This is a genomic window from Robertmurraya mangrovi (genome assembly GCF_034427655.1).
Classification (GTDB): Bacteria; Bacillota; Bacilli; order Bacillales; family Cytobacillaceae; genus Robertmurraya_A; species Robertmurraya_A mangrovi.
Genome location: NZ_JAXOFX010000012.1, coordinates 37,206 through 59,506 on the forward strand (window position 1 = coordinate 37,206; position 22,301 = coordinate 59,506).

The following is a 22,301-nucleotide window of genomic DNA, read 5'->3' on the forward strand; positions in this document are numbered from 1 at the left end:
CCACGTATACATAGTATTAACTCTTTCATTTAAGATGAAATACTAGTCGAGGAGAAGGTGTATATGGGGATCATAAAGGAGAATTGTAAAGTTCTTAGACATGAAGCAACATTAGCGATCAATCAAACACCAGGGGAATATACTTATTTTACAGATTTGACCGAAAATCACTATAAGGCCATGATTGATGTGAACATTCAAAGTGCTACGGGTCAATCTCCCAATTCACAACTTATCGTGACGCCACGAAATGGAAGTCCAAGAATCATCAATTTCACAGAGTCAGTGGTGATCCAAATTGAAGATGTTCGAACGGTGGCTTTATCTACAACGAACATCGTAGGTGGAAGTATGAATATTATTAAAGACTTTTGCATTTGCTGCCCAGATTCCAGTGAGGTTCGCAGACATGAAGGTACTTTTTCCTTTAGAAGTGGTAACTTCCTTTTTACAGATTTGACGGAAAACCACTACAAAGCCATGTTTGTCGTAAATGGAACACTTGAAGGGCAAGTGGTTGTTACACCACGGATAGGAAATCCTACAACCATTACTCTCCCACCTGATGCCGAAAGTGCCATTCAAATTGAAGATGCTCAAAGCGTATCTATTAGAACAAGAGCTACTGAATTTGCTCCCAATACGGTCCAAATCATAAAAGACTTCTGCATTAGTTGTCCTTAAGTGCTATCATCCTGCATCTATTCTATTAAATGAAAACTGAAGACCATATCATGATCTTCAGCTATGTATATATGCGTAATTTAGGGTTAACCAGATGTGTTACTGGTTGACCTTTTTATTGGTCTTATGATCGTCATTTAACTGCCATAAACATTAAACTCCATTAAACCAATCAAACCCCCAACCCAGAAAACAAAACCTCCCTAGACCTAACCCCATCCTCAACATTTCTCATCTCCAATATAATAGAAACTTCCTGCTTACAATCTTCAATCATTTTTAATAACTCCACAATAGGCACCGTCCCCTCTCCAACCAAGTTATGATTATCATCCTGGCCAAAATTATCACTTACATGCAAACCAACTAACCAAGGTAGTACCTCTTTTAAACCCTCAACTGGATACTCCAAATGGACAAGGTTGGCATGACCAACATCAAAGACGACACCCACTTTTTCTGATTGGAAATGAGAGCAAACCTGAACTAACTCTTTTGCAGTTACTCCAATTAAGTTGTTTTTGGGCGGTACATTTTCTAACACTAGTTTCGTACCTAAAGGAATATACTGGCTTATTTCCTCGATAAAATGAATACAATTCTTCAAGCCTTTCTCTTGATCTTCATGTTCACCCAGGTGCATTAATACATAAGGAGAATTCCACATTTCTGCTAGATGAAGGCACTTTTTTAGTAAAGTTAGTGAAGTTTCCCTAATCGTAGGATCATCACTAGCCGGATTACAATTTTTAATAGGAGCATGAATGGTAATACTTATATCACTCCAGCTAGCAATAGCTAGCATCTGTTCAAGACTCCAATCCAGACATTCAAGTCCGTTTCCTTCACACATAATTTCAATGTTGGTAAAACCTTCATTCATCAAAGCATCCATCCCTTGTACTAAAGGAAGATCCATAACGGCAAAAGTTGACATACCAATGTTTTGATTCGCTCTCATACTCTACCTACCCCCTATTTCAGTCCAGACTGAACGAAGCTATTAATAAATTGCTTTTGAAATATAAAGAATGCTAATAATAATGGAGTCATGACTAGTAAAGTAGCTGCCGTTACTTCAGCCCACTGTGCTCCTGTTTCATATGATTGTGCAAAAATCGCTAACCCTACTGTAAGAGGACGGTTTTCTTCCGAGTTGGTCACGATTAATGGCCATAAAAAGTTATTCCAATGATAACTGACCGATACCAGTCCAAATGCAACATAGGTAGGTTTTGCTAGTGGCATGTAGACATTCCAAATCACCTGGAATACGTTACAACCTTCTAGTCTAGCCGCTTCTTCTAATTCGTAAGGGATCGTTTTAAATGTTTGTCTTAATAAGAAGATTCCGAAAGCTGATGCAAGATAAGGCATCATAATTCCCGTCTTTGAATCTAGTAAAGATAAATCTCTTAAGATTGAGTAGTTTGGAAAAATTAATATATCGGCTGGAACCATTAATTGCACTAAGACAATCACGAATAACACATCTTTTCCAAAAAAGTTCAGTCTAGCAAATGCATAGGCAGCCAATGTAGCCGTAATGATTTGAACTAGTAAAATACCTAACACGGTTAACAACGTATTGATATAATATTGTCCAAATGGAGCTGCTTGCCAGGCTTTAATAAAATTATCTAATGTAAATTGGAAGTCGAGTGAATAGGAAGTAGCCAGTTCTCTTGGTCGAAAGGCCGTCCATATACACCAAATCAATGGGACACTCCAAACCATCCCTAGTATGGTCATCCCTATCCTAGTCATCCATTGCACGTTTTTCCCCTCTTAACTATAGTGAATTTTTTTATCAACAAAGAAGATCTGGATAATTGCTACAATTAATAAAATCACGAGCATCACAACGGTTAATGTGGCTGCCATTCCTTCATTCCAGAAATTAAAGGCCGTTTCATATATGTAATAAAGTAACAGGTTACTAGCATTATCCGGGCCACCTTTTGTCATGATGGCAATATGGTCCACTAGCTTAATGGTGTTTATAACCGCAATAATGCTAACAAATAACGTGGTTGGCATTAATAAGGGCAACGTTATTTTTCGAAGGGTATACCATGATGATGCACCGTCGATAGAGGCCGACTCGTAAAGCTCTTTTGAAATACTTTGTAAACCGGCTAAATAGAATACCATAAAAAAGCCCGCTTCCTTCCAAATTGCCATGATAATCATGGCTGGAAGAACTGTATTGGCCGTACCTAACCAATTGATATCTTGAAAACCGAATACATCAAGAATTTGGCTCATCATTCCGTAACCTGGCGTATAAATAAATAGCCATATATTGGCTACCGCAATCATCGGTATCACCGTTGGATAGAAGAAAGCCGTCTTTAGCCAACCGGTTCCTCGGATCGCTCTATTCACAAAAAGCGCCATGGCTAGAGCTAGAATCATGCTAATCGGTACTGTAGTAAATACAAACCAAAATGTATTTTTCATAACCTTCCAAAACACTGCATCTTCTTTTAACTGTTGATAGTTTTCTAGTCCTACAAAAAAAGGATCTGGGATGGCCAGATCCGCTCTAAAAAAACTAAGGTAAATCGTTTGTAGAACTGGATAAAACGTAAACATCAGTAAGAAGATGAGTGAAGGAAGGAAAAGTAACCATGCTTGAACATTGGTTTTCATTTTCTTGGAGGTTTTGGTTTCTTGCTTTGTTCCAAGATGAACAACCGATTGCTGTAGGGCTATTTTCTTTTCCATACCTTCCTTCTCCCTCCTTCTACATTATTTTTTAAAAGGGGCTAATAGTTTATTGGCCTCTTCCTGAGCTTTTTTTAAGGCTTCCTCAGGGGTCGTTTGCCCTGTGAGTACCGCTTGTAATTGATCATTGAATACTTTTGACACTTGACCATTGTTATGTGTTGATAGCTCGGCATAAGCATGCTCTAACTGATCTCTTGCCACAGCAGCTTGAGGGAAACCTTCTACATACGCTTTCATTGCCTCTGTTTCATACGCCTTTGGACTTACCGCAACATAACCTGTATCAATACTCCATTTTGCTGCGATTTCCGGTTGAGAAGCCCATTTAATGAATTTCCATGCTGCATCTTGCTTTGCTTTTTCTGTACCTTTGAATAAGTAGAAGTTTCCTCCACCTGTTGGTGAACCGAACCCTTTTCCACCAGCTGGTAAGAATGCCACACCGAAATCAAATTTCGCATTATTTTTCACGTTCGTTAAGTTACCCGTTGTGTGGTACATCATTGCTGTTTTTCCTTCAATAAAATTAGTAGGAGTCGTTGCCCAGTCAATCACACCCTCAGGCATGGATTTGTCTTTAGCTAAGTCTAACCATAACTGTAATGCCTCTACATTTTCTTTCGTATCCAAATACACTTCTTTTCCGTCACTAGACATTAAATTTTTCCCGTTTTGAATCGCAAATGCTTGGAATAACCAGTATGGGAACCCTGATGAAGGAATTTCTACCCCGTAACGAGTCGTTTTATTTCCTTCTGTTTTCGTTAACTTTTTCGAGTATTCTTTCAGCTCTTCCCAGTTTGTTGGAGGATTGTTAGGATCTAACCCAGCCTCTTCAAAAGCCTCTTTGTTATAGTAAAGAACGATTGTACTTCTTTGGAAGGGAATGCTGTATGTACTTCCTTCTGTTTGGGCATTTTCCATAAAACCAGGGTAGAAGCTATTGATATACTCGTCTCCACCGTCATTCTTAATATAATCATCTAATGGAATAATGGCATCCATATCTTTTAAAGTGAATAATTCTGTTGATAATAACACCGCTAAATCCGGTGGGTTATTTCCTTTCACCGCTGTTTGTGCTTTCACCATCGTATCTTGGTAGCTTCCTGTATAAACAGGTTTAACTGTAATGTTTGGATTTTCTTTATGAAAATCATCAGCCATTTTTTCAATGATTTCCGTTAAAGGACCACCTACAGCAATCGGATAGTACATCGTAATTTCAATCGGCTCTTCCTTCTTTTCTTCTTGCTTACTTTGATTCGTTTGGGACTCCGTTGTAGATGATGCGGTTTCGTTTTGCGGTTTACTTGTACATCCAGCAAGTACGAGCATCATTAGCAATAAAAAGTAAATAGACGACTTCATGACTTTTTTCATTTTTTACACTCCTTGAACTGAATTTAATAGTTTAGCCACTTTCCATAATTCTGGTGAACCAGTGGATACGGCAATAGCCCCTGCATGTAACGCTGCTTGTAATTCATCTGCTTGTTTGAATAACCCACCTGCTACAATGGGTAAATCTAGGGATTTCGTTAAATCTTGTAGCACTCTTGGCATCATTCCAGGCATAGCTTCTACTGCATCGGGCTTGCTATTTAAGACACTTTTAATGCCCGAATGGTAGGCACCCGAATCGATTAAAAATAATCGTTGAATCGAAAACAAACCTACCTTTTTCGCATGTTGGATGACTTGACCTCTCGTACTAATGATCCCATCAGGTTTTACAAACTGTGATAAGAATTCCATCCCCTTTTTATCAGGTGAAAGCCCCTGAATGAAATCAACATGTAAACATACCTTCTTGTTAAAAAAGTGAATCCTTTCAACGGTAGAGCTAACGGTTAAAATATCACCATACATGAGAAATAACGTATCAATATGGTTGTCTGATAGTGCCAGTTGAAGAGAATCTTCATTATGTATAGAAGCAATGAAACTACCTTTTTTAAGCACAAGTTTCCTCCTTTCTTTTATAGAGCGACTGATGATGGCATAAAAAATAACCCTAAAGAACGCATACACAAAAATTGCCTAGCTAAAAAAGTATGCCATGCTGTGTATCAATCGTTCCCAGGGTTACTCCGTATTCTCCGCCCTAAAGAATAAGTTAATATTCAGTTGCTATCATAAGGTTCAGTAGATTGACCACGTCAATCACACCCTATGAATCTTTATAGTTTTATATTAAATGGAAATTATTTAGGAATTATTAGATAAAAGTTAACCTTTTGTAAATTTATCCATTGATGGCTTCATATAATTCTTGTAGATCATTTAATAGTCTAGTTGGTTGATGAATGAGTTCGACGTTTTTATATTTTGTAATTCCCGTATGTAATAAAACAGTATCCATCCCGAGTTCCACCCCCATAGCCAAATCTGTATAAGGAGAGTCACCGATAAAAACGGATTGTGACACCGGGTGATGGATTGCACTTAAAATCGCCCTTCTCATCCACTTAGTCGGCTTTCCAACAATCGTCGCTTTTTGACCCGTTGACAACTCTAAGCAGGATAGCAAAGCTCCAGTGTCCGGTACCCTACCTTCTTGCGTCGGGCAAAATAAATCAGGATTCATCCCTAGTAATGACGCCCCGTTGTCTAATGCTCGTACACCTTCTACAAAATCCTTATACGTAATCTCCTGGCTCATGCCCATTAAAACATAAGAAATGGGAAGGCTGTTTGTGTATTCACTCACCACTTGCCAGCCTAGGTTCCGCATTTCTTCCTTAATGCTATTATTCGTTATGGCTAATATTGTTGGCTGATGATTTTGGAAATAGATTTTTAAAGCGTCAATCGGTGTAATGATTTCTTGTTTACGAATCTCAAACCCTATTTGATTTAGCCGTTTACTAATTTCACCTTTCGTTTCAGCAGGGTTGTTCGTGACCAATAGAATTTGCGTATTCGTTTCCCTGAGGTGTTTGAGCGTTTCAACGGCTCCTAGTAAAGCCTCATTCCCTCGAATCAACGTTCCATCAATGTCAAAAATATACGTTCCATACGGTTTCATCCCTTCTACCTCCATAAAAAAAGAGCAACCCAAAGAATCTACACGCTCATGTGTAACATTCTTTGGGTTGCTCCGTATTCTCCACCCGTTTTTATATGAATGACTTTGTTCTATCATGGCAGATGAATATTAAGTTAGTATTAATAGGAAGTAAAAATTAGGAAAATTTATTTATTCTGAAATAACCCCATATTAACCTATGTTTCTAATCAACTGATTTAGCGAACTTAACTCTACTTCAATTTCAGAAAGTCGCTTTTCTAAAGGATTTAGGTTTCCTTTAACAAACTCTAACTTTTCTAAATTATGTTGTAGCTGTAGGTATTCGTCCTTTAATTCTAGAATTTTATATTCTAGCTCTTTTTTATTCATTTTTGTGTCACACTCCATAGGTTTCATTTCTACAAATTCCTTTTATCATAAAAAAATTCCCAACCCTATATCACAAACAGCTCGTCCTTTTTAAGGTTAAGAACTTGGAAAGAGCATAATTTCTCAATACCCTTTTACCGGATCCACCCTATTTACTAACGGCTTATCTTCCTCAACATTCTTAAGTGTTTCTAAAAAACACTCAACCCCCTCATCAGGTGTCGTAACCGCTGATATATGAGGAGTAATTTGTACATTCGGATGACTCCATAAAGGATTTTCTTCAGGAAGCGGCTCCTTCTCAAACACATCCAACACCGCAAAACGAATATGTCCTTCGTTTAATCCATTAAGTAATGCCTGTTCATCCACCGTTGCGCCTCTTCCCACATTGATGAACCCAACTTCGGAAACGTGACTGAAAATCGATTTCGAAAATAACCCTTTTGTTTGCTCAGTCAACGGTAGTGTATTAATAATATAATCCATCTCTGATAATCGCGAAAAATGATGATCTATGGTCATGACTTCCTTAAAATAGTCTTTGCTTTTTCCAGTAAGAGAAACTCCATACACATCCATTCCTAGTGAGGATAGAATTTGCGCAGTCTTTTGTCCAATTTCTCCTGTTCCGTAAATCATGACCTTTTGACTGCCTAATAGCTTCGGAGTCATCGGAGTCCATCTTTTTTGATGCTGGGCCATTTGAAATGTATCGTGGTATTGAAGATCCTTCACAATATAACTTAAACAATATTCTCCAATCCTTTGACCAAACGAACAAATCGTCCTCGTTAATAAAACCTGCTCGTTCCACTGTTTCCCGAATAAGAAACGATCCACCCCTGCTCCAAGGGAATGAACCCATTTTACCTGACTGTAATCAACATTGGATTGTAAATTAAAACAAGCGAGTGCATCTGCCCATTCTAAATCATCCGCTGTCAGTTGTTCTTCATTTACATATCGGAATTGCTTTTGAATGTTTTGCTGCTCTATAATCGCACGAATTTCCTCAAACATCGGACTCACGATTAAAATATGATTGATATTCATAGTTCTCCCTCTTCTGATAAAATTCTTTGGATCCATTCTTTGAATAGTGGATTGGATTCGCCTGATTTAAGACTCCTTCTTGCCATCCTTAGCGACAAAAGAGGCCATTAACCTTCTAACAACTGGCTGTACATCATCTAAAAATCTACTGATTTATGGTTATTGCATCTTCTTCATTTATGATAGCTGTAAGGTAAGAGGTTTGAATTTTTCACTTCCCTTATTACTTAGATATTATTATATTATCAAAATATGGTTTGCTTGAAGTTGTTTTTAAATTAGATCAATGTTACTTTATTAAAAATTAATGAGATGGTTAGTAGGTTGGTAATAGGATGACGATTCAATACTATTAAGAAACTTTTGGTAGGGTTATTCGTAATTAAATACAGAACAAAAATTAAAGGAGGTTTATACGTGTTCGGAGAAAAACCTACATGCTCTAAGTGCAATAAAGAAATCAAAGCTAATGATGTTGTATTTGTAAAAATGCGCTATCCCATGTATAAAGGAATGACTGAAATAACAGCATTTTTGCGAAATGAAGGTAGTTTTATTTGTGAAAATTGCTACAATAAAAAATCGAACTGAATTTATTTATTGTAAAAAAACTATGGGAACTTTCACGATGGTAAGAGGGTCGCCCTTATTGATATGATAAATCAACATTAGTTTAAAAAGCCTAGATAAAAAAGAATGGCTCTATATTGAAGCGTGAATCTACTACATTAGGGCCATTCTTTTTATTTCCTACTATTATTTTACCTTCCCCAACTCATCCATAAAAGCTGGTCTCTTAACATACAAACCCATTAATTCCTTTACCAAGTCCACTTGCTTCGTTTTACCCGCAATCTTTTTAAATTTCTTGATCTTTTGACATACTCCTTGATAATCTCTTCGATTGGATGCATGGCTTGCTACTGTTTCTATAAATCTTTTATAAATATTGATAACTTCATCTTCATATAATTTCACTAATTTCTCAGCGTATACTTCAACCAATCTAGGATTGTTTTTAACAAATTCTAATAATTCTTCTAAGTCATTTTCATGCTCAATTATTTTAAGAAATATATCAGTGGTTGCCCGTCCTTCTCCCGTTTTCAGTTCTTTCTTTAAGTTTGCATAGAATTCACTTTGATTTTCTGAAGCTAATTCTTTTAGCTCTTGGTAATAATTGAAGTCACCCTTAAGCAAAAGTTCTTTGGCCAAGTTCCTTTGTTCTTCTATTAATAAGAGAAACTTATAGGCGTCATAGCGATATTTTTTCCACTTAGAGACTAGACCTAAATATTGCTTATCTTGCACTTCACCTTTCTTCGCCACTTCAATCACTTTATGGTAGTTTTCCTCCTGAATGAATTTATTCAGCAATAGCTCTCTAAAGGATGAAAACTGTAGATGCTTGTTTATAAATTGTTCCGCCTCTTCTTCTGTACCATATTGATTGATTAGTTGAAACAATAGCTGAAGCAATCTTTCATTACTATAGTGCGTATAGCTGTCGTTAGAATGTTCATCCAGCATAGTCTCTATTTTATGTGTTAACTGTTCTCTAAGAATGACATCATCCGCAAATTCAAAACAAATCTCTAGTAAATCAACCTTAAAATCTAACCAGCCGTCAAAAATTTTTTTATTAGTCTGAGCTAATACTCTTTCAAAAATTTCGATTCTATGCTGGTCTTGCTCCATTTCGCATGTGACTATTTCCCCTATGAATTCTAGTGTTTCCGAGACAAGATATCCAATATCTCCGTCAGAATCGTCCGCATATTGAAATGCGCCAACCGCTTCTTCTAGTAAAAGCAAGGCAATATCCAATGCCACTAGTACATGATTTGTCTTTCTCGCCTTATCTAGTACATCCTCAAGCTCACCTACAAAATCGCCTGTATCTCGATATTTGATGAAACCTTCTCTGCCCAAATACTTCCTCACAATGGAATGAATTAACTTTTTACATGCTTCAATCTCATTCGAATGGTCACCGTTTGAGTACCTAACAATCAGACTATTTTCTAACGTTGCATCCTTATTGGTGATATTTATAATAATATTAATTAATTCTTCTTTCGATAGATTAGTTAATACCTCTTGAATCGTTGTTCGCTTTGAAGGTTTGCTTTCTGTCTCAGTAGTTACAGCATTTAACATACTAGATAACTGAAAAAAGGCAGCCACTTCATGTTTACAAACCGGTCCAAAATCATAGGGACAATCACACTCAGAATGTAAAATGTCTCCACCATCCTCAATCTCAACTAACACTTCGTAGTCGTCCGTACCTTCAATATAAAAAATATATTCGTTTTCGCCTTTTTCAAAAGCATCCACAACATTTCCTTCAAGGTAATAGCTGTATCCCCTGTCAAAGATTGTTTTGTCTATATAGTTTTTAAAATTATTTATGTTCAAAGCCAAACCCACTCCTGTTTTAAAACCCATTTGAATTCATTATCTAAAAAATATCATTAACTTTCCACACTCAAATATTTTTTTAATAGCAATTCAGCCTCTTTAACCCCTTCATCAGTTAAATAGACTGACTTTGATTTAATACTCCCCCTAATCAAATCCTCATCCGTCAGTTCATCTAAGGTTTCAAAAGGATATCCCTTCCAGCTTCTTCTCATCTCTCCATCTAAGGACTTTTCTTTCCATGATGTTAAGTATAGCAATAGCAGAGTAAGCTCCTTGATTTTATCATCCATTTTATGAACACCCTTTCTAGATAGCTCTAATTGTTTATTTCATTTATATTGTTTTTAACCATTTGACCATTAATAAGACCCCTCATTCTATAGGGGTCCACTTAAACACTATTAATTTTACATCATTCTTATTAATCAAAAATAGCTTAATCTACTATTCATTATATCCCATTCAACAAATCCTAAAACTGATGCTACCTATACTAATATACAACTTCTAGTACAATATCATATTAAAACGGTAAATACTCATCATCAATTATATCGGAAATCACAGGTTTTTCTTGCTGTTTTGGCTTCTCTATCTTTTTTGGAGTCTTCACCGTTCGGTCACCAAACTTATCCTCATATAATTCATTAATCCAAACTTTAACAGGTGCTTTCCATTGCTGTTTAGGAGAAGGGATGTTCTTAATTAAACTCTTTGGTGACATCCCAAGCTCTTTCGCCTTTTGAATATCGGCAGCATTTAACCGGCACCGTTTTTTCGCCTCTGCCCATGCTTCGGCATTCTTATTGTTAGCCATTATAAATCTCCTTTTTGCTGTTATGTAACTCATGGTTGGGTATTTTTATATTATTGGTCGATTTTGTATAGTATCATGAAACAATAAAACTTAAAGTAAAAGCCACTACTCCCTGTTATCGCCGAATACTTATCTACTTATTCAAGCAAGGACAGGCACATCATTATGTTATGAGCAATGAAAATCCAACCCTAAAAAAAGGCTGTCACTACTTACAGTAGTTGACAACCTTCTTTTAGCTATTGATCTTCTGCATTAATTGAACTTAGATATATAAAAAACACTATTTAATAACTAGACTTGTCCAAGTTTCTTTAAGCCATTTACTAAAATTCTTTCCTTTATTGCCTTCATAAGTATCATATAAATCTGTTCTCGTCTTTTTTACTTTTTCTTTGAAATCTTCAAATGTATGATCTTCAGGTAAGCTTTTCTTTATCCTAAGTAAAATCTTGTTTGTATCCTTAATGAGCTCCCCCGTCTTTTTCTCAGGCAATATAGCCTCTTCACCCCATGCAACTAGCTGATCGTACGCAGCTTCCTGCACTTGATAAACGGTGTCGACTCTCAGACGGGACTTTAATAATTCAATCGCCTCTTTACTTTTCCAAGTCCCTAACTTATCAATCGCATCCAAGCGTTCTCTCCAATTAGATGCCCTATTTAGTGATTTTTTCAATTCATCAAAGTTCTCCGGTAAATTTGGTTTTTTCGGAGTTACTCTAATTTCATTTATCTTTTCTTTATTATTTTTCAACTCTGGTCTAGTTGTCTTTTTTCGCGAATCTAATTTCGTATCACTTTTTCGACTATCAATTCTTGTTCCCTTTTTCCTCGTATCTACATTATTTTCACTTTTTCTACCATCTGTTCTAGTGTCTATTTTTCTAAAATCAGTTTTAGTTTCACTTTTCCTACCATCTGTTCTAGTGTCTTTTTTGCTAAAATCTGTTCTAGTTTCACTCTTCCTACTATCTGTTCTTATCTCTTTTTTCTTACCATCGGTTTTACCATCTTTTCCTCTAAAATCCGATCTTTTTTCATTATTACGCGTATTTGTTCTTGTTTCTTTTTTTCTCAAGTCTCGTCCATTCCTTTCAAGTAAGAAACTATCTCTAAACCTTAGTCTCATTTTGCCATTATAAAACACTTCGAATACGTTTGGTTGATTTTTTAATAAAGATAAGATTCTTTTCTAATACTTTGTTGCTCCTCGCTTACTTAAATCCTCTAAAAAAAGTATACATCCCACTTTGTATTTTAAAATGGCTTAACCGGTATTTTCTAATTTTGACTATATAATGGAAACTTCTTGGTGACATTAACAGCTCCTTCACCTATTGTATTTCATCCATCTGTCCCCCCCCTAAATACACTGTTGGAAACAAAAAAGACACCCTGTATAGAGTGTCGTGGATACCTCATGTAATTTCAAAAGGAATATTAATATTCCTAATTTGATTCTCTTTGTTTTTTATTTTGTAAAATCATCAAATAAATCACGAAGAAAATCCCTACGCCCATGTAGTATTCTATGAATAATTATTGATTCATCCATAATTTTATAAAAGACCAAATATGGATGTACGACAATAAAACGATAGCCCCTATCGACTAGAGTGTATTTTTCTTCAGAAAGCATAGTGCCTAAGTTAGGAAAACTAGCAAGGTTTCCAATATGATGGTCAAGATTTTCGAGGAGCCTTCCGGCGGCATCTACATTATCGTATGAAATATAGGAAAAAATCTCATCCATATCATCAATTGCAGCGGGGGTATATTTAATTTGTTTCTTTTGCTGCATTTATTTTTCTCCTGATGGTTCCAATTACATCCTCATGATTTGTAAGTTTCATCCCTTCCGAAACCTGCTTTTCTGAAACCAAAAGCTTGGACTGTAACTTATTTCGCGCTTCCATTCTTCTGAATGTTTCATGACTCATGACAACCAAATCAGCTTCTCCATTCCGAGTGAGCACTACTGGTTCATCTAATTCATGACAATATTTTGAAAAACCGTTATAGTCTTGGCGAATGGTCGTTGAAGGTTTGATATTCATAGGAACGAACCCTCCCTAATAACATTATTCTAACTATATTCTAACATTATTCTATCCGATTATTCCACATATGTTACTTTTACGATGACGATAATCTTTATTTTGTTTAACTCAAATTTACATTTAATGTTTAATTAATAATAGACTGTTTGGTCTCTAAAACCGATGGACGTATTAGTGATTAAGGATAGTAACTAAAACAGGGTATATATTTAGAAGAGCAATGTAATCTTAAGTTTAGGAGGTGTTTTTTTAGAAAGAAGTCAATATAGTAGTTGTAACTCCAAAGCAATTTAGGAGCAGTGGAATAATTTCCGGAGGGTATAACCTTAGCAAAAAAACACTCTTACGTTTCCATCTATTTGTGCTGTTACCAAACAGTTTTCTAAAAAATTTAGGATTTGTTTTTGATCCCATATTTCTCCATTAGTATGTGCTAAGGAATAATCAACGTTCCTATAAATTCGTTTATAAGTATTTAATGCCTCTTCAATTTGGTTTATTTGGAATACAGAAACATTACCCGTTCCACTAACTCCTCCATCAAATTCATTGGCATCAAGTAAGCTGTAAAGGATTGTAGCATTATCATTCCCCTTACTAAATCGTGCATAAGCAATTTCTTCTCCTGCTTTATTGTATCCTGTAATATCGTGACCCATTTATAGTCCTCCTTCAATTTGGTTTTATCAATCCTTAAAATAATATAAAAAGCTCAAAAATTATATTCTCCTTGTTTACCACTCCTTTCAGGGACATTTTTAATACATAATCATTATCCGGAAAACAGGTAGAAATAGAAGGTGTTGAGGAAGCTAATATTAGAAGGAATTTTCTAAAGGTTATTAGTTGTTTTATAAAATTTCAAGTGTAAGATGTAGATATGTAAAAGTGAGTGAAAGCCCGAGGAAATGAGTTTACTTTTATTTTCGCATAACTCTTTTAAGAAGTGTTAATAAGGTTAAAAGCTAGAGGAAATGTAGTTGTTATTATTGTTATTATTGTTATTATTTTTTAAATATATCAAGTAAGGGGCATAAATGCGTGTGAGATCAAGCGGAAATGTGAGGATGTGTATATAGAAATAATTTCATGTTTTGCTTAACTTGTCAATAGCTATCATTACGATAAAAATGGTTTACCCTTATGATATCTCCTACGTTCGTCCTAGCAGAAACCACTTTATACTTTCTGCAATTCTGCAAGTATAAAGATTGTTTCTTTCTCTCCTCATGACTTTCTAGTTCTTCTAGCTTTTAGGAACTCATCTCTACCGCAAGGAATTTATTTAGTCACCTCACCTTTCCTAATTTTTCCACAGAAAGACTTTTTAAGAAAGGCGACCTATATTCCCTTATCACGACGTTCGGTAAGAAAGCATTACTCCGCAAGCTATTCTCTAGTGCTTGACCAACGTTTAGACTGTTCCTTTCCAATCATCTCTAAATAATATACATGTGCAATAAAAATTTAAGAGGTGGATTTCCCTCGCCTATACCTACGCCTTAATCCATCGAGATTCTTCTCTAGTTCATTGATTTCTTACTTTAACCTATATTATTAAAAAAAATCCTTCACCCACAGTTATTAAAACTAATGCACCAAAAACCCCAGATATGTTCACTTTTATCGGTACCTTCTATCCGGGGTATAGTTCATTTACAACAGAGGTTATAATATTTATAAATAATTTTATTTGAACACATTCGTAAATCCGTTAAGCATTAAACCTAATTTATTGTATTTACTAGCATAATAACTCCTTCTTACTAGGTACCAAACCACGATAATTCCTATAACATTTTTTATCATATCCACTATAGAAAAGGAACGATGCGGAACAAAGTATTGATGGGTCTCATCTACAAACGAATATACGAGAGTAATAACTAATGCAACTATTTCTTTCTTAGAATTCAATCTTCCAAATGTGAGGAAAACCATAATAAAAAGAAAATATAGGAGTCCGAATTCGACCAAATGGAGAAGTTCAAATGTTATGCCTATTAGTACAAATACGATCTGTGGAAGTTCAATAATGATTATTTGTGCAATTTGACCGGGATTAAAATAATGTGATTGTAACCATATTATCGCCATGTAGCTTACTGGTAATAAATAAATTAAGATTCTTAACACCATATTTGTACAGTACCTGCCCTTATATTCATATTTATTTCGTTGATAGTTAGTTTCACTATAATCTTTTTGCTGGTATCCCAAAAACAGTTGTTTCAGACTTTACTTCTCTTACTACTACACTTCCTGCCCCAATTTTTGCAAAGTCCCTAACTTTCATTCCTGGCGTTACGACAGAATGACTTCCTAAGAATACTCCTTTACCAAGTTCCGTATAACCTGTCACATCCGAATGAGCATTCAAGGTACAGCCCTCTCCAATTTTTGCGTCATGACCAATTGTTGTATACAAATTAACAAATACAAAATGACTCATTTCAATATCACATGTTAATACTGCGCCTGGGGATACCACACAACCACGACCGATGTTCACATTCCGTCCAATCATAGCTTTTGGATGGATTAAAGTCATAAAACTAGCACCTCGTTGCTCTAATTCTTTGCTAATTGAAAGTTTTGTTGTTGGGTTGGCAATCCCCATAATGAGAACATCTAATTCCTGTGGCATGTAATCTTTTATAGTTGATAAGATTGGTTTATCATATGAGCCATTCTCAAAATTTTTTAGATTGTCATCTAAAAAACCAGCAAACTCCCAGTCCCATTCTTCTCCCTCTAGAAAAGCTGGGAGCCAACTGAAAATCATTCTAGCTAATCCTCCTGCACCTACAATTATCACTCTTTTTTTCACGTTACACACCTAAGCTTTCATATGTTGGTATATTTCTTATTACACTTTCGTTTCATTAAGTTTATTTTCAATGATTGAATATAGGTCCCTAATATACATACAGTTTTTTATAACATCATTTTTTAAACTAATTTGAAAATGTTCATCAATCATAACAACAACAGAAACTAAAGCAAGTGAATCCCAATTTTCATTTTCAGCCAACTCATAGTCTTCCTTAAGTTCTGTAACCTCTAATTCTAACAAATCAGCTAGTTCTTTTAAGAAATTTTCATTCATCATAATCAACCCTTTCTCATTTTTTTAAATCGATCATTATGCAACCAATTAGTTACAATTACTAGCTTTTGCGGTATCTTATAACTAGGTAGCTTATCTCTACAGAAAAGATAGAGTCGCTTTCTAAACTCACTTAAGCTTTCATTCGTTGATAACTTAACTGACGCCTTAATCATCTGCCCAGTTATAGGATTTGTTTCACTACTTACGGCTACTTCCTCCACTCCTTCCATCAGTTGAACCACACTTTCAACCTCAGCAGGATACACCTTTTCGCCGCCAACATTAATGATTTCTGATTTTCTACCTAATATTTTCATATATTCTCCATCAACTAAGACTGCGTCATTTGTCATAAACCAGCCATCTTCAGTGAGTGGTGAGGGAGCATTTAAATAACCCAACATAGCAGACTTTGCTTTAATTTCAAGCATTCCATCTATCACTCTTGTTTGATATTCTTCTCCTCCTACTTTGACCCAGAGTGAATCAGAAGATTTCGATTTGGAACGTAGTATACCAACTTCAGATAGTCCATAAGTTTGTAGTAATCGAACCTTTGGGAAAAGGGTGTGAAATTTTTTTAAAGTGGTTTCTGGCATGACCTCAGTACCGTAAGTGACTAATTCTAATGATTCTAAGTTTCTATTTTTATATGCTTCACTTAGAATAAGAAGGTTTATAAAGGTTGGGGAAGTTGGTAGGATTTGTACATGATAGTCTTCTATTGCTAAACAAACATTCTCAGGGGATCTTTCATCAACGGTTACTAAACATCCACCATTAGAAAAAGTATAAAACATAGTGTTGAGACCACCGATATGATCAAATAATAAGAACGCCATTGTTCTCTTTGCATGTCTCTTTACTTTAAATTTATTCAATAAAGGGACAAAGTCATGAACCGCTGCCTTACTTTTCCCGGTAGAGCCAGAAGAAAATAAAATTACTCCTGGATGATTGAGCTCTCTGAGACTAGTTAATAATTCATGTTGTGCTATTTTCCCTGATTGAATAAAAGATACTTCATCGTTCTTATTTAAGGAAATTACATACTCTGCCTCAGCAATTTCACAAAACTCATCCTTCATATCTCTAACTGCTTTACTTAAGAGTGCAATAATACAATTAGATTCAATTAAAGCTAATAAAAGTGCAACCGAGGTAGGAGAGAAATCTGCATCTAGGGCAACCACACTGCCTCGAGGAATTCCCTCATTGATAATTCTCCGTTTCCAACTATCATAATTCTCTAACATACTTTTATAGGAATATCTTTTATTTCTCCATATTAGTCCATCAAGATTCTCATTTTCTTTAAACTGATTAAGAATAAAATCTATATACATTATACTCCTCCTAAAAATAGTGTTTGCCCTGTAATAAACGAACTACTTTTCTGTAGAAAGAAGTCAATTGCATTTGAAATATCTTCGAAAGTACCGTACCTCTTAATGGCTTGCCTATTAATCAACTCTTCTAGTTTTTCTTTTGGAACAGACCGGATTAAATCTGTTTCAACTGGTGTGGGACCAATGGAGTTTACCGTAATTTCAAATGGCGCCAATTCACGAGCAATCACTTCGGTTAGGGAAATGACAGCAGCTTTTGATGCTGCATAAATCGCCTCCCCTTCTAGTTTCAAAGGAGTCGCTACTGTTCCGAAATTTACAATTCTTCCGTATTTTTGTTTTTGCATCAACTTAGCAGCCTCTCTACAAAGTAAAAATGTTCCAATTACGTTTGTTTGCAAAACATTATTTGCAGTAGAAATTGGGGTCAACATAAAATGATTCATTGATGCAATACCAGCATTATTAATTAAATGGTCTATTCTACCGTGTTCTTTTTTAATTGAAGAAAACATGGCTTTAACTGATCTTTCATCAGTAACATCAACTTGAAAATGGATATAATCATTAAGTTCCCAGTTTATTAGGCTTCTACTACATCCAATTACTTTATGTCCCTTTTGTACATAGTGATTAACTAAATGTTTCCCTATCCCTTTTCGTGTTCCGGTTATCAAGGTTATGGGCTGTTTCAAACCTGTATCTCCTCTTGAATCAATTTATTAATATAATCTATCAGCAAACCAATTCTTAAAAATGGACTCGTCTTTTGAGACATAGCCCTTTCATCTGCTAAAATAAGGGACACATTTAATTCATCTTCTATTGCTTGCTCTATCATAACAATGAATGAAACTAAACCTAAGGAATCTAAGACTCCCTCTTTTCCAAATAACGGTGTATCCTCACCTTGATGAGTTGGTATATCCTTTTCATAAGTTGACCTATACTCCTCTATTACTCTAAAAACCAGGTCTTTTATAATCTCCCGCATTTAATTAACCTCATTTCATTATTTATTCACACTCTATAGGATCTAATATAGTGGTAGAAGACAGATTAACCGTACATGAAGCCCAAGAGAGACCAACGCCAAAACCACAACAGATTACTTTTTCTAACCTTTCTTTTGGTAAAACTTGATTCAACTGAGAAAGCATCAATGGAATGGAAGCGGGTCCAGTATTACCTACAGAGGAGACGGCAACAGGAACAGCGTCTTTATTAAGCTTCATTTTCTTTCTCAAATAATCCAACATAAACTTATTTGCCTGATGCAGAGCGTAAATACCGACATCTTCCTTACTCCACCGTACTTCATCTAATAACTCATTTATCATCGGTGGTATTTCCCTCAAGGCAAATGACATAATTTCCATTCCGTTCATGTAAATATTCTCTTCACTTCGGATGTTTCCGTTTTCCGTTTCAAAAGGAATTGATGTTTTCTCGCTTATAGGTTTCCTCGCTCCGCCGGCAGGAATGATTAGGTGTTCAGCTCCGGAGCCATCTGTTCTCAATATAAAATAGGAAGTTTCCTCACCTCTTTCAATAAGAGTTGCACTTCCTCCATCTCCAAATACCATTCTCACAGAGCGATCTCCTGGATGGACAAACTTAGTCGAGGTATCCCCCACACAAACTAGTACTCTATTGCATCCTCCCGATTGAATGAGCATAAAGGCTTGATATAACCCATACACATAACCAGAACATCCATAATTGATATCAAATGCTACAGCTGTTGTCGGAAGGCCTAATTGATGTTGAAGCAGAACACTCGTTGCTGGCATTTTATAGTCAGGTGTTTGGGATATAAAGATAATACCATCTACAGATAATGGATCAATCTCGAGCCTTGCAAATAATGCTTTTGCAGCTGTTTTACAAAGGTCAGAGGTGCATTGATTATCGCTAGATACGCGTACACTTTCTATTCCTGTACTTGCTATAATTTTTTTAACTTCTCCTTCTCCATATATAGCTTCAAGTGAACCTAGTTCTAATTGACCCTTTGGTATAGCAGATGAAATTCCCTTTATTGATACATTCGTAAACCTCGCCTTCACCTAATCACCACTTTCATCATTGATCATTTATTGTTCAAAAACCACATCGTTCTTATTAAAGAACAACAAAACAATAAAAAACCCTTCCACTAGCTGAGTTTCTGTTTATCCACTATGGTTTGAGATTGTATATTTATCAACTTTTTGGAAAGATAATTCCCTAGTTTTATAGAAGGATTTTCAACAACGGTCCAAGCTAATGTTGATATACCTATGGTTAAAATAATGGATAGGATTGCAATAATTAATATTGGTACTGCTCCATGAAGAATGTAAAAAAGGCTGAGTAAGATTGGAAAGTGGTATAAGTATAAACTGTAGGAAATTTTACCCATAAATTGTAACGGTGACCATAACAAAACCTTTGATACTAATGTTGATGAAATAGAAATAATTAGTAGGATTGCAACTCCTAGTGTAGTAACCCAATCTGTTAGTAAAGGTAGCTTAATAAAGTCAGCATATATAAATAATATTGTCCCGACGAGAAATAGAACAAATTTGTTCTTTTGTGATAAAGCATTGTATTTACTTGTTAATATTATGCTATTTTTACTAAGTAAAATACCTACCATAAACATTAAGATATAAAATAACGTCTTATAAATTGGTTGATAAGGATCCTGTAAAAAGAAGTGCACCCCTCCACCCAACATTCCTAACATTGCTCCAATGGCCAAGTTTATTTTCCAGCCATACCGAATAGAAAGTAAGACTAGTATTGGAATAATGAAAGATATTCTCATTTCATGGATTAGGGTCCAGATTACAACATTTATTGCATAAATGTTATAGTTACCAATAAACAGGTAATGTTCGAGGATTATTTTTTTATTTAGAGGCTCTACCCAAGAAGTATTTAAAAGGTTACCTAAAGTTGCAATTCCTCCTTTTGACAACATAGAACATAAGAATATAGCAACAGTGATTGCTACAACATACGGAATAAACAACCGAATTACTCTTTTTAATATAAATGGGAAATAAGAAATCTTATTTCTGGAGAAAAAGACTAGTGAAAGAACATAGCCACTTAGAACAAAAAATAGGATTACATGTTGCTTTCCTGTAAAAAAGAAGTGAAGTGGAGAGAGGTTTAAGACATTCCACGTTATTTTTTCTCTCCATGAATCTGGAAAAACCATTAGAATATGGAATACAAATACACTGAATGCTGCAATTCCTCTTAGGGAATCAAGTTCTTTATACCGTCTAATCATTACATATTCCCCCTATCTGATATAGATAGATTTTGAACTGTTGGAACGCAGGTAGTTTAATTCAGTACATATTAGATTAATATTTTTAATTTTTGTTATTATTTATTATTAGAATTCAATAAAATGCTAACACTTATCTTTCTAGGAATAAGGAATACTGAGGCTTATCACGATAAGACGGAAAAAAGTCACCTGTAACTTTTGTTGAGTAATACTTTTCCCAGTTTGCAACAAGTAATTGGTATATAGAGAGATTATGAATCTTTTTCCCTACATAATATTTACGTAAGCCTTCTTGATTAAATCTATATTTAAAATTGAATAATGAATCTTCCTTTTCATACCCCCCACCTAGATAAAATGTATCACATCCATTAGATTTTCCCCAAAGCGCTAAATTATGGAATAAGAAAATATTTGAACCTAAATTTAGATATGTTTCATTAGAACAGCCTAAATGGTAATGTAATTTGCCATTCTCATACATGCATAGAGCTGCAGCAACCATCTTATCCCCCGTATAAGTGGCAGCTATTAGAGAGTTACTATTTAGTCCAGTCAAAAGTTCTTTTATATAAATCTCTGAGAAATAATAATAGGGGGAAGCCTTAAGTCTATCCATAGTTTTTTTGTATAAATGATAAAAATGATTAACTTGATGTACTGCTTCCTCTTTTTCAAACACTTTAAAATGCAAATTGTTTCTTACAGCCTTCTTAATATTACGTATATGATTTTTATGATAATTGCCCAGAATTTCCTCTTCACTTAATTCTAAATTTATATATACTGTATCCCTATCATAATTTATTTCTAATAAATTATTAAAATATCTATGATTTTCTAAAAGGGGATGAAACCTTATAAATTCACTAATTATGTTTTCATTCTTACAGTAATGATCAAACTCCTTTCTAAATTCCTTAATTTCAATGTCATTTGTATCCTGAGTAATAGGCCCCCCATAACCGTAAGGAGTCATGATATCATACAATTCTTTTTTAGAAAGATTAGTATTGATAAAAGGAAGTTTTATCACTCTTTTTATAAATGGATAACAGATCATCCCGTCATTGTTTTTATATAAAAACAAATAGGGCTCACCTTCTCCATTTAAATATGACAATTCACAGTATTGTTGAAAGTAATAAACATCCTTTACTCGAAAAAGTTCAATCGTCCTATTCCACTTTTCCTTTTCATTAATTGAAATAACTTGATACAAACTAGTAACACATCCTTCAAATAAATTCGTTGGTTCAAAACTATGGTTCAAAAGAACATAACCTCTTCACCATAGATACATCAGCTTATTTCATGTTAATCTATTTCAGAAATATACCTGGTTCATCAAGTCTCAAACACTTT

General features: G+C 35.0%; 26 protein-coding genes. 2 read left to right on the forward strand and 24 right to left on the reverse strand.

The window, feature by feature from the left end; translation table 11 throughout:
- The first annotated feature begins 63 nt into the window (after positions 1-63).
- Complete coding sequence (locus SM124_RS16305) at positions 64-684, forward strand: hypothetical protein (protein WP_322447583.1); 621 nt, start codon at positions 64-66, stop codon at positions 682-684.
- Between the two features lie 172 nt (positions 685-856).
- Here the strand turns inward: SM124_RS16305 and SM124_RS16310 are convergent, their stop codons facing one another.
- The 8 genes from SM124_RS16310 to SM124_RS16345 all read right to left on the reverse strand — a co-directional run bounded on the left by SM124_RS16310 (position 857) and on the right by SM124_RS16345 (position 7,876).
- Positions 857-1,645: a sugar phosphate isomerase/epimerase family protein gene (locus SM124_RS16310; RefSeq protein WP_322447584.1), complete on the reverse strand. Its 789-nt coding sequence runs from the start codon at positions 1,643-1,645 to the stop codon at positions 857-859.
- Positions 1,646-1,659: 14 nt separating this feature from the next.
- The gene (locus SM124_RS16315; RefSeq protein WP_322447672.1) at positions 1,660-2,451 is read right to left on the reverse strand and encodes a carbohydrate ABC transporter permease; all 792 of its coding nucleotides are present in this window, start codon (positions 2,449-2,451) and stop codon (positions 1,660-1,662) included.
- A gap of 21 nt (positions 2,452-2,472) precedes the next feature.
- Complete coding sequence (locus tag SM124_RS16320; RefSeq protein ID WP_322447673.1) at positions 2,473-3,339, reverse strand: carbohydrate ABC transporter permease; 867 nt, start codon at positions 3,337-3,339, stop codon at positions 2,473-2,475.
- Between the two features lie 99 nt (positions 3,340-3,438).
- Positions 3,439-4,800, reverse strand: coding sequence for an ABC transporter substrate-binding protein (locus SM124_RS16325; RefSeq protein WP_322447585.1), 1,362 nt, complete (start codon positions 4,798-4,800; stop codon positions 3,439-3,441).
- A 3-nt stretch (positions 4,801-4,803) separates the two neighbouring features.
- The gene (locus SM124_RS16330; protein ID WP_322447586.1) at positions 4,804-5,382 is read right to left on the reverse strand and encodes a glycerol-3-phosphate responsive antiterminator; all 579 of its coding nucleotides are present in this window, start codon (positions 5,380-5,382) and stop codon (positions 4,804-4,806) included.
- 283 nt (positions 5,383-5,665) lie between these two features.
- On the reverse strand, positions 5,666-6,448 hold the full coding sequence (locus SM124_RS16335) for an HAD-IIA family hydrolase (protein ID WP_322447587.1): 783 nt from the start codon (positions 6,446-6,448) through the stop codon (positions 5,666-5,668).
- 192 nt (positions 6,449-6,640) lie between these two features.
- A complete protein-coding gene (locus tag SM124_RS16340) occupies positions 6,641-6,820 on the reverse strand; it encodes an SE1832 family protein (RefSeq protein WP_322447588.1) in 180 nt (59 codons plus the stop codon).
- 123 nt (positions 6,821-6,943) lie between these two features.
- Positions 6,944-7,876: a D-2-hydroxyacid dehydrogenase gene (locus tag SM124_RS16345; RefSeq protein ID WP_322447589.1), complete on the reverse strand. Its 933-nt coding sequence runs from the start codon at positions 7,874-7,876 to the stop codon at positions 6,944-6,946.
- Between the two features lie 417 nt (positions 7,877-8,293).
- Here SM124_RS16345 and SM124_RS16350 point away from each other — a divergent pair, with 417 nt between their 5' ends.
- Positions 8,294-8,467, forward strand: a complete 174-nt coding sequence (locus SM124_RS16350; RefSeq protein WP_322447590.1) for a Fe3+ hydroxamate ABC transporter substrate-binding protein — start codon at positions 8,294-8,296, stop codon at positions 8,465-8,467.
- A 165-nt stretch (positions 8,468-8,632) separates the two neighbouring features.
- On the opposite strand, the gene SM124_RS16355 is transcribed toward SM124_RS16350, so the two are convergent.
- The 16 genes from SM124_RS16355 to SM124_RS16430 all read right to left on the reverse strand — a co-directional run bounded on the left by SM124_RS16355 (position 8,633) and on the right by SM124_RS16430 (position 22,209).
- Positions 8,633-10,297 carry an SWIM zinc finger family protein gene (locus tag SM124_RS16355; RefSeq protein ID WP_322447591.1) on the reverse strand — a complete coding sequence of 555 codons (1,665 nt, stop codon included), beginning with the start codon at positions 10,295-10,297 and terminating at the stop codon, positions 8,633-8,635.
- 56 nt (positions 10,298-10,353) lie between these two features.
- The gene (locus SM124_RS16360) at positions 10,354-10,593 is read right to left on the reverse strand and encodes a DUF6429 family protein (RefSeq protein ID WP_322447592.1); all 240 of its coding nucleotides are present in this window, start codon (positions 10,591-10,593) and stop codon (positions 10,354-10,356) included.
- A 233-nt stretch (positions 10,594-10,826) separates the two neighbouring features.
- Positions 10,827-11,120: a hypothetical protein gene (locus SM124_RS16365; protein ID WP_322447593.1), complete on the reverse strand. Its 294-nt coding sequence runs from the start codon at positions 11,118-11,120 to the stop codon at positions 10,827-10,829.
- 283 nt (positions 11,121-11,403) lie between these two features.
- Positions 11,404-11,847 carry a HEAT repeat domain-containing protein gene (locus SM124_RS16370; RefSeq protein ID WP_322447674.1) on the reverse strand — a complete coding sequence of 148 codons (444 nt, stop codon included), beginning with the start codon at positions 11,845-11,847 and terminating at the stop codon, positions 11,404-11,406.
- 747 nt (positions 11,848-12,594) lie between these two features.
- Positions 12,595-12,924 (reverse strand): type II toxin-antitoxin system RelE/ParE family toxin, encoded by a 330-nt coding sequence (locus tag SM124_RS16375; RefSeq protein ID WP_322447594.1) that lies wholly within the window; start codon positions 12,922-12,924, stop codon positions 12,595-12,597.
- Positions 12,902-13,180 (reverse strand): type II toxin-antitoxin system Phd/YefM family antitoxin, encoded by a 279-nt coding sequence (locus tag SM124_RS16380; protein ID WP_322447595.1) that lies wholly within the window; start codon positions 13,178-13,180, stop codon positions 12,902-12,904. Before SM124_RS16380 ends, SM124_RS16375 begins: the two co-directional genes overlap by 23 nt.
- Positions 13,181-13,509: 329 nt before the next feature.
- Positions 13,510-13,842: a hypothetical protein gene (locus tag SM124_RS16385; protein ID WP_322447596.1), complete on the reverse strand. Its 333-nt coding sequence runs from the start codon at positions 13,840-13,842 to the stop codon at positions 13,510-13,512.
- Between the two features lie 1,030 nt (positions 13,843-14,872).
- Positions 14,873-15,322, reverse strand: coding sequence for a VanZ family protein (locus SM124_RS16390; protein ID WP_322447597.1), 450 nt, complete (start codon positions 15,320-15,322; stop codon positions 14,873-14,875).
- 55 nt (positions 15,323-15,377) lie between these two features.
- Positions 15,378-16,013 carry an acetyltransferase gene (locus tag SM124_RS16395; RefSeq protein ID WP_322447598.1) on the reverse strand — a complete coding sequence of 212 codons (636 nt, stop codon included), beginning with the start codon at positions 16,011-16,013 and terminating at the stop codon, positions 15,378-15,380.
- A gap of 39 nt (positions 16,014-16,052) precedes the next feature.
- A complete protein-coding gene (locus SM124_RS16400) occupies positions 16,053-16,295 on the reverse strand; it encodes an acyl carrier protein (RefSeq protein ID WP_322447599.1) in 243 nt (80 codons plus the stop codon).
- Positions 16,296-16,297: 2 nt separating this feature from the next.
- The gene (locus SM124_RS16405; RefSeq protein ID WP_322447600.1) at positions 16,298-17,641 is read right to left on the reverse strand and encodes an ANL family adenylate-forming protein; all 1,344 of its coding nucleotides are present in this window, start codon (positions 17,639-17,641) and stop codon (positions 16,298-16,300) included.
- Positions 17,641-18,339 (reverse strand): SDR family NAD(P)-dependent oxidoreductase, encoded by a 699-nt coding sequence (locus SM124_RS16410; RefSeq protein WP_322447601.1) that lies wholly within the window; start codon positions 18,337-18,339, stop codon positions 17,641-17,643. The genes SM124_RS16405 and SM124_RS16410 overlap by 1 nt, the downstream gene beginning before the upstream one ends.
- Positions 18,336-18,638: an acyl carrier protein gene (locus SM124_RS16415; protein ID WP_322447602.1), complete on the reverse strand. Its 303-nt coding sequence runs from the start codon at positions 18,636-18,638 to the stop codon at positions 18,336-18,338. The genes SM124_RS16410 and SM124_RS16415 overlap by 4 nt, the downstream gene beginning before the upstream one ends.
- Before the next feature lie 22 nt (positions 18,639-18,660).
- The gene (locus SM124_RS16420) at positions 18,661-19,713 is read right to left on the reverse strand and encodes a 3-oxoacyl-ACP synthase III family protein (RefSeq protein WP_322447603.1); all 1,053 of its coding nucleotides are present in this window, start codon (positions 19,711-19,713) and stop codon (positions 18,661-18,663) included.
- 89 nt (positions 19,714-19,802) lie between these two features.
- Positions 19,803-20,933, reverse strand: a complete 1,131-nt coding sequence (locus tag SM124_RS16425) for an acyltransferase family protein (protein WP_322447604.1) — start codon at positions 20,931-20,933, stop codon at positions 19,803-19,805.
- A gap of 133 nt (positions 20,934-21,066) precedes the next feature.
- Complete coding sequence (locus SM124_RS16430) at positions 21,067-22,209, reverse strand: GNAT family N-acetyltransferase (protein ID WP_322447605.1); 1,143 nt, start codon at positions 22,207-22,209, stop codon at positions 21,067-21,069.
- Positions 22,210-22,301: the final 92 nt, after the last annotated feature.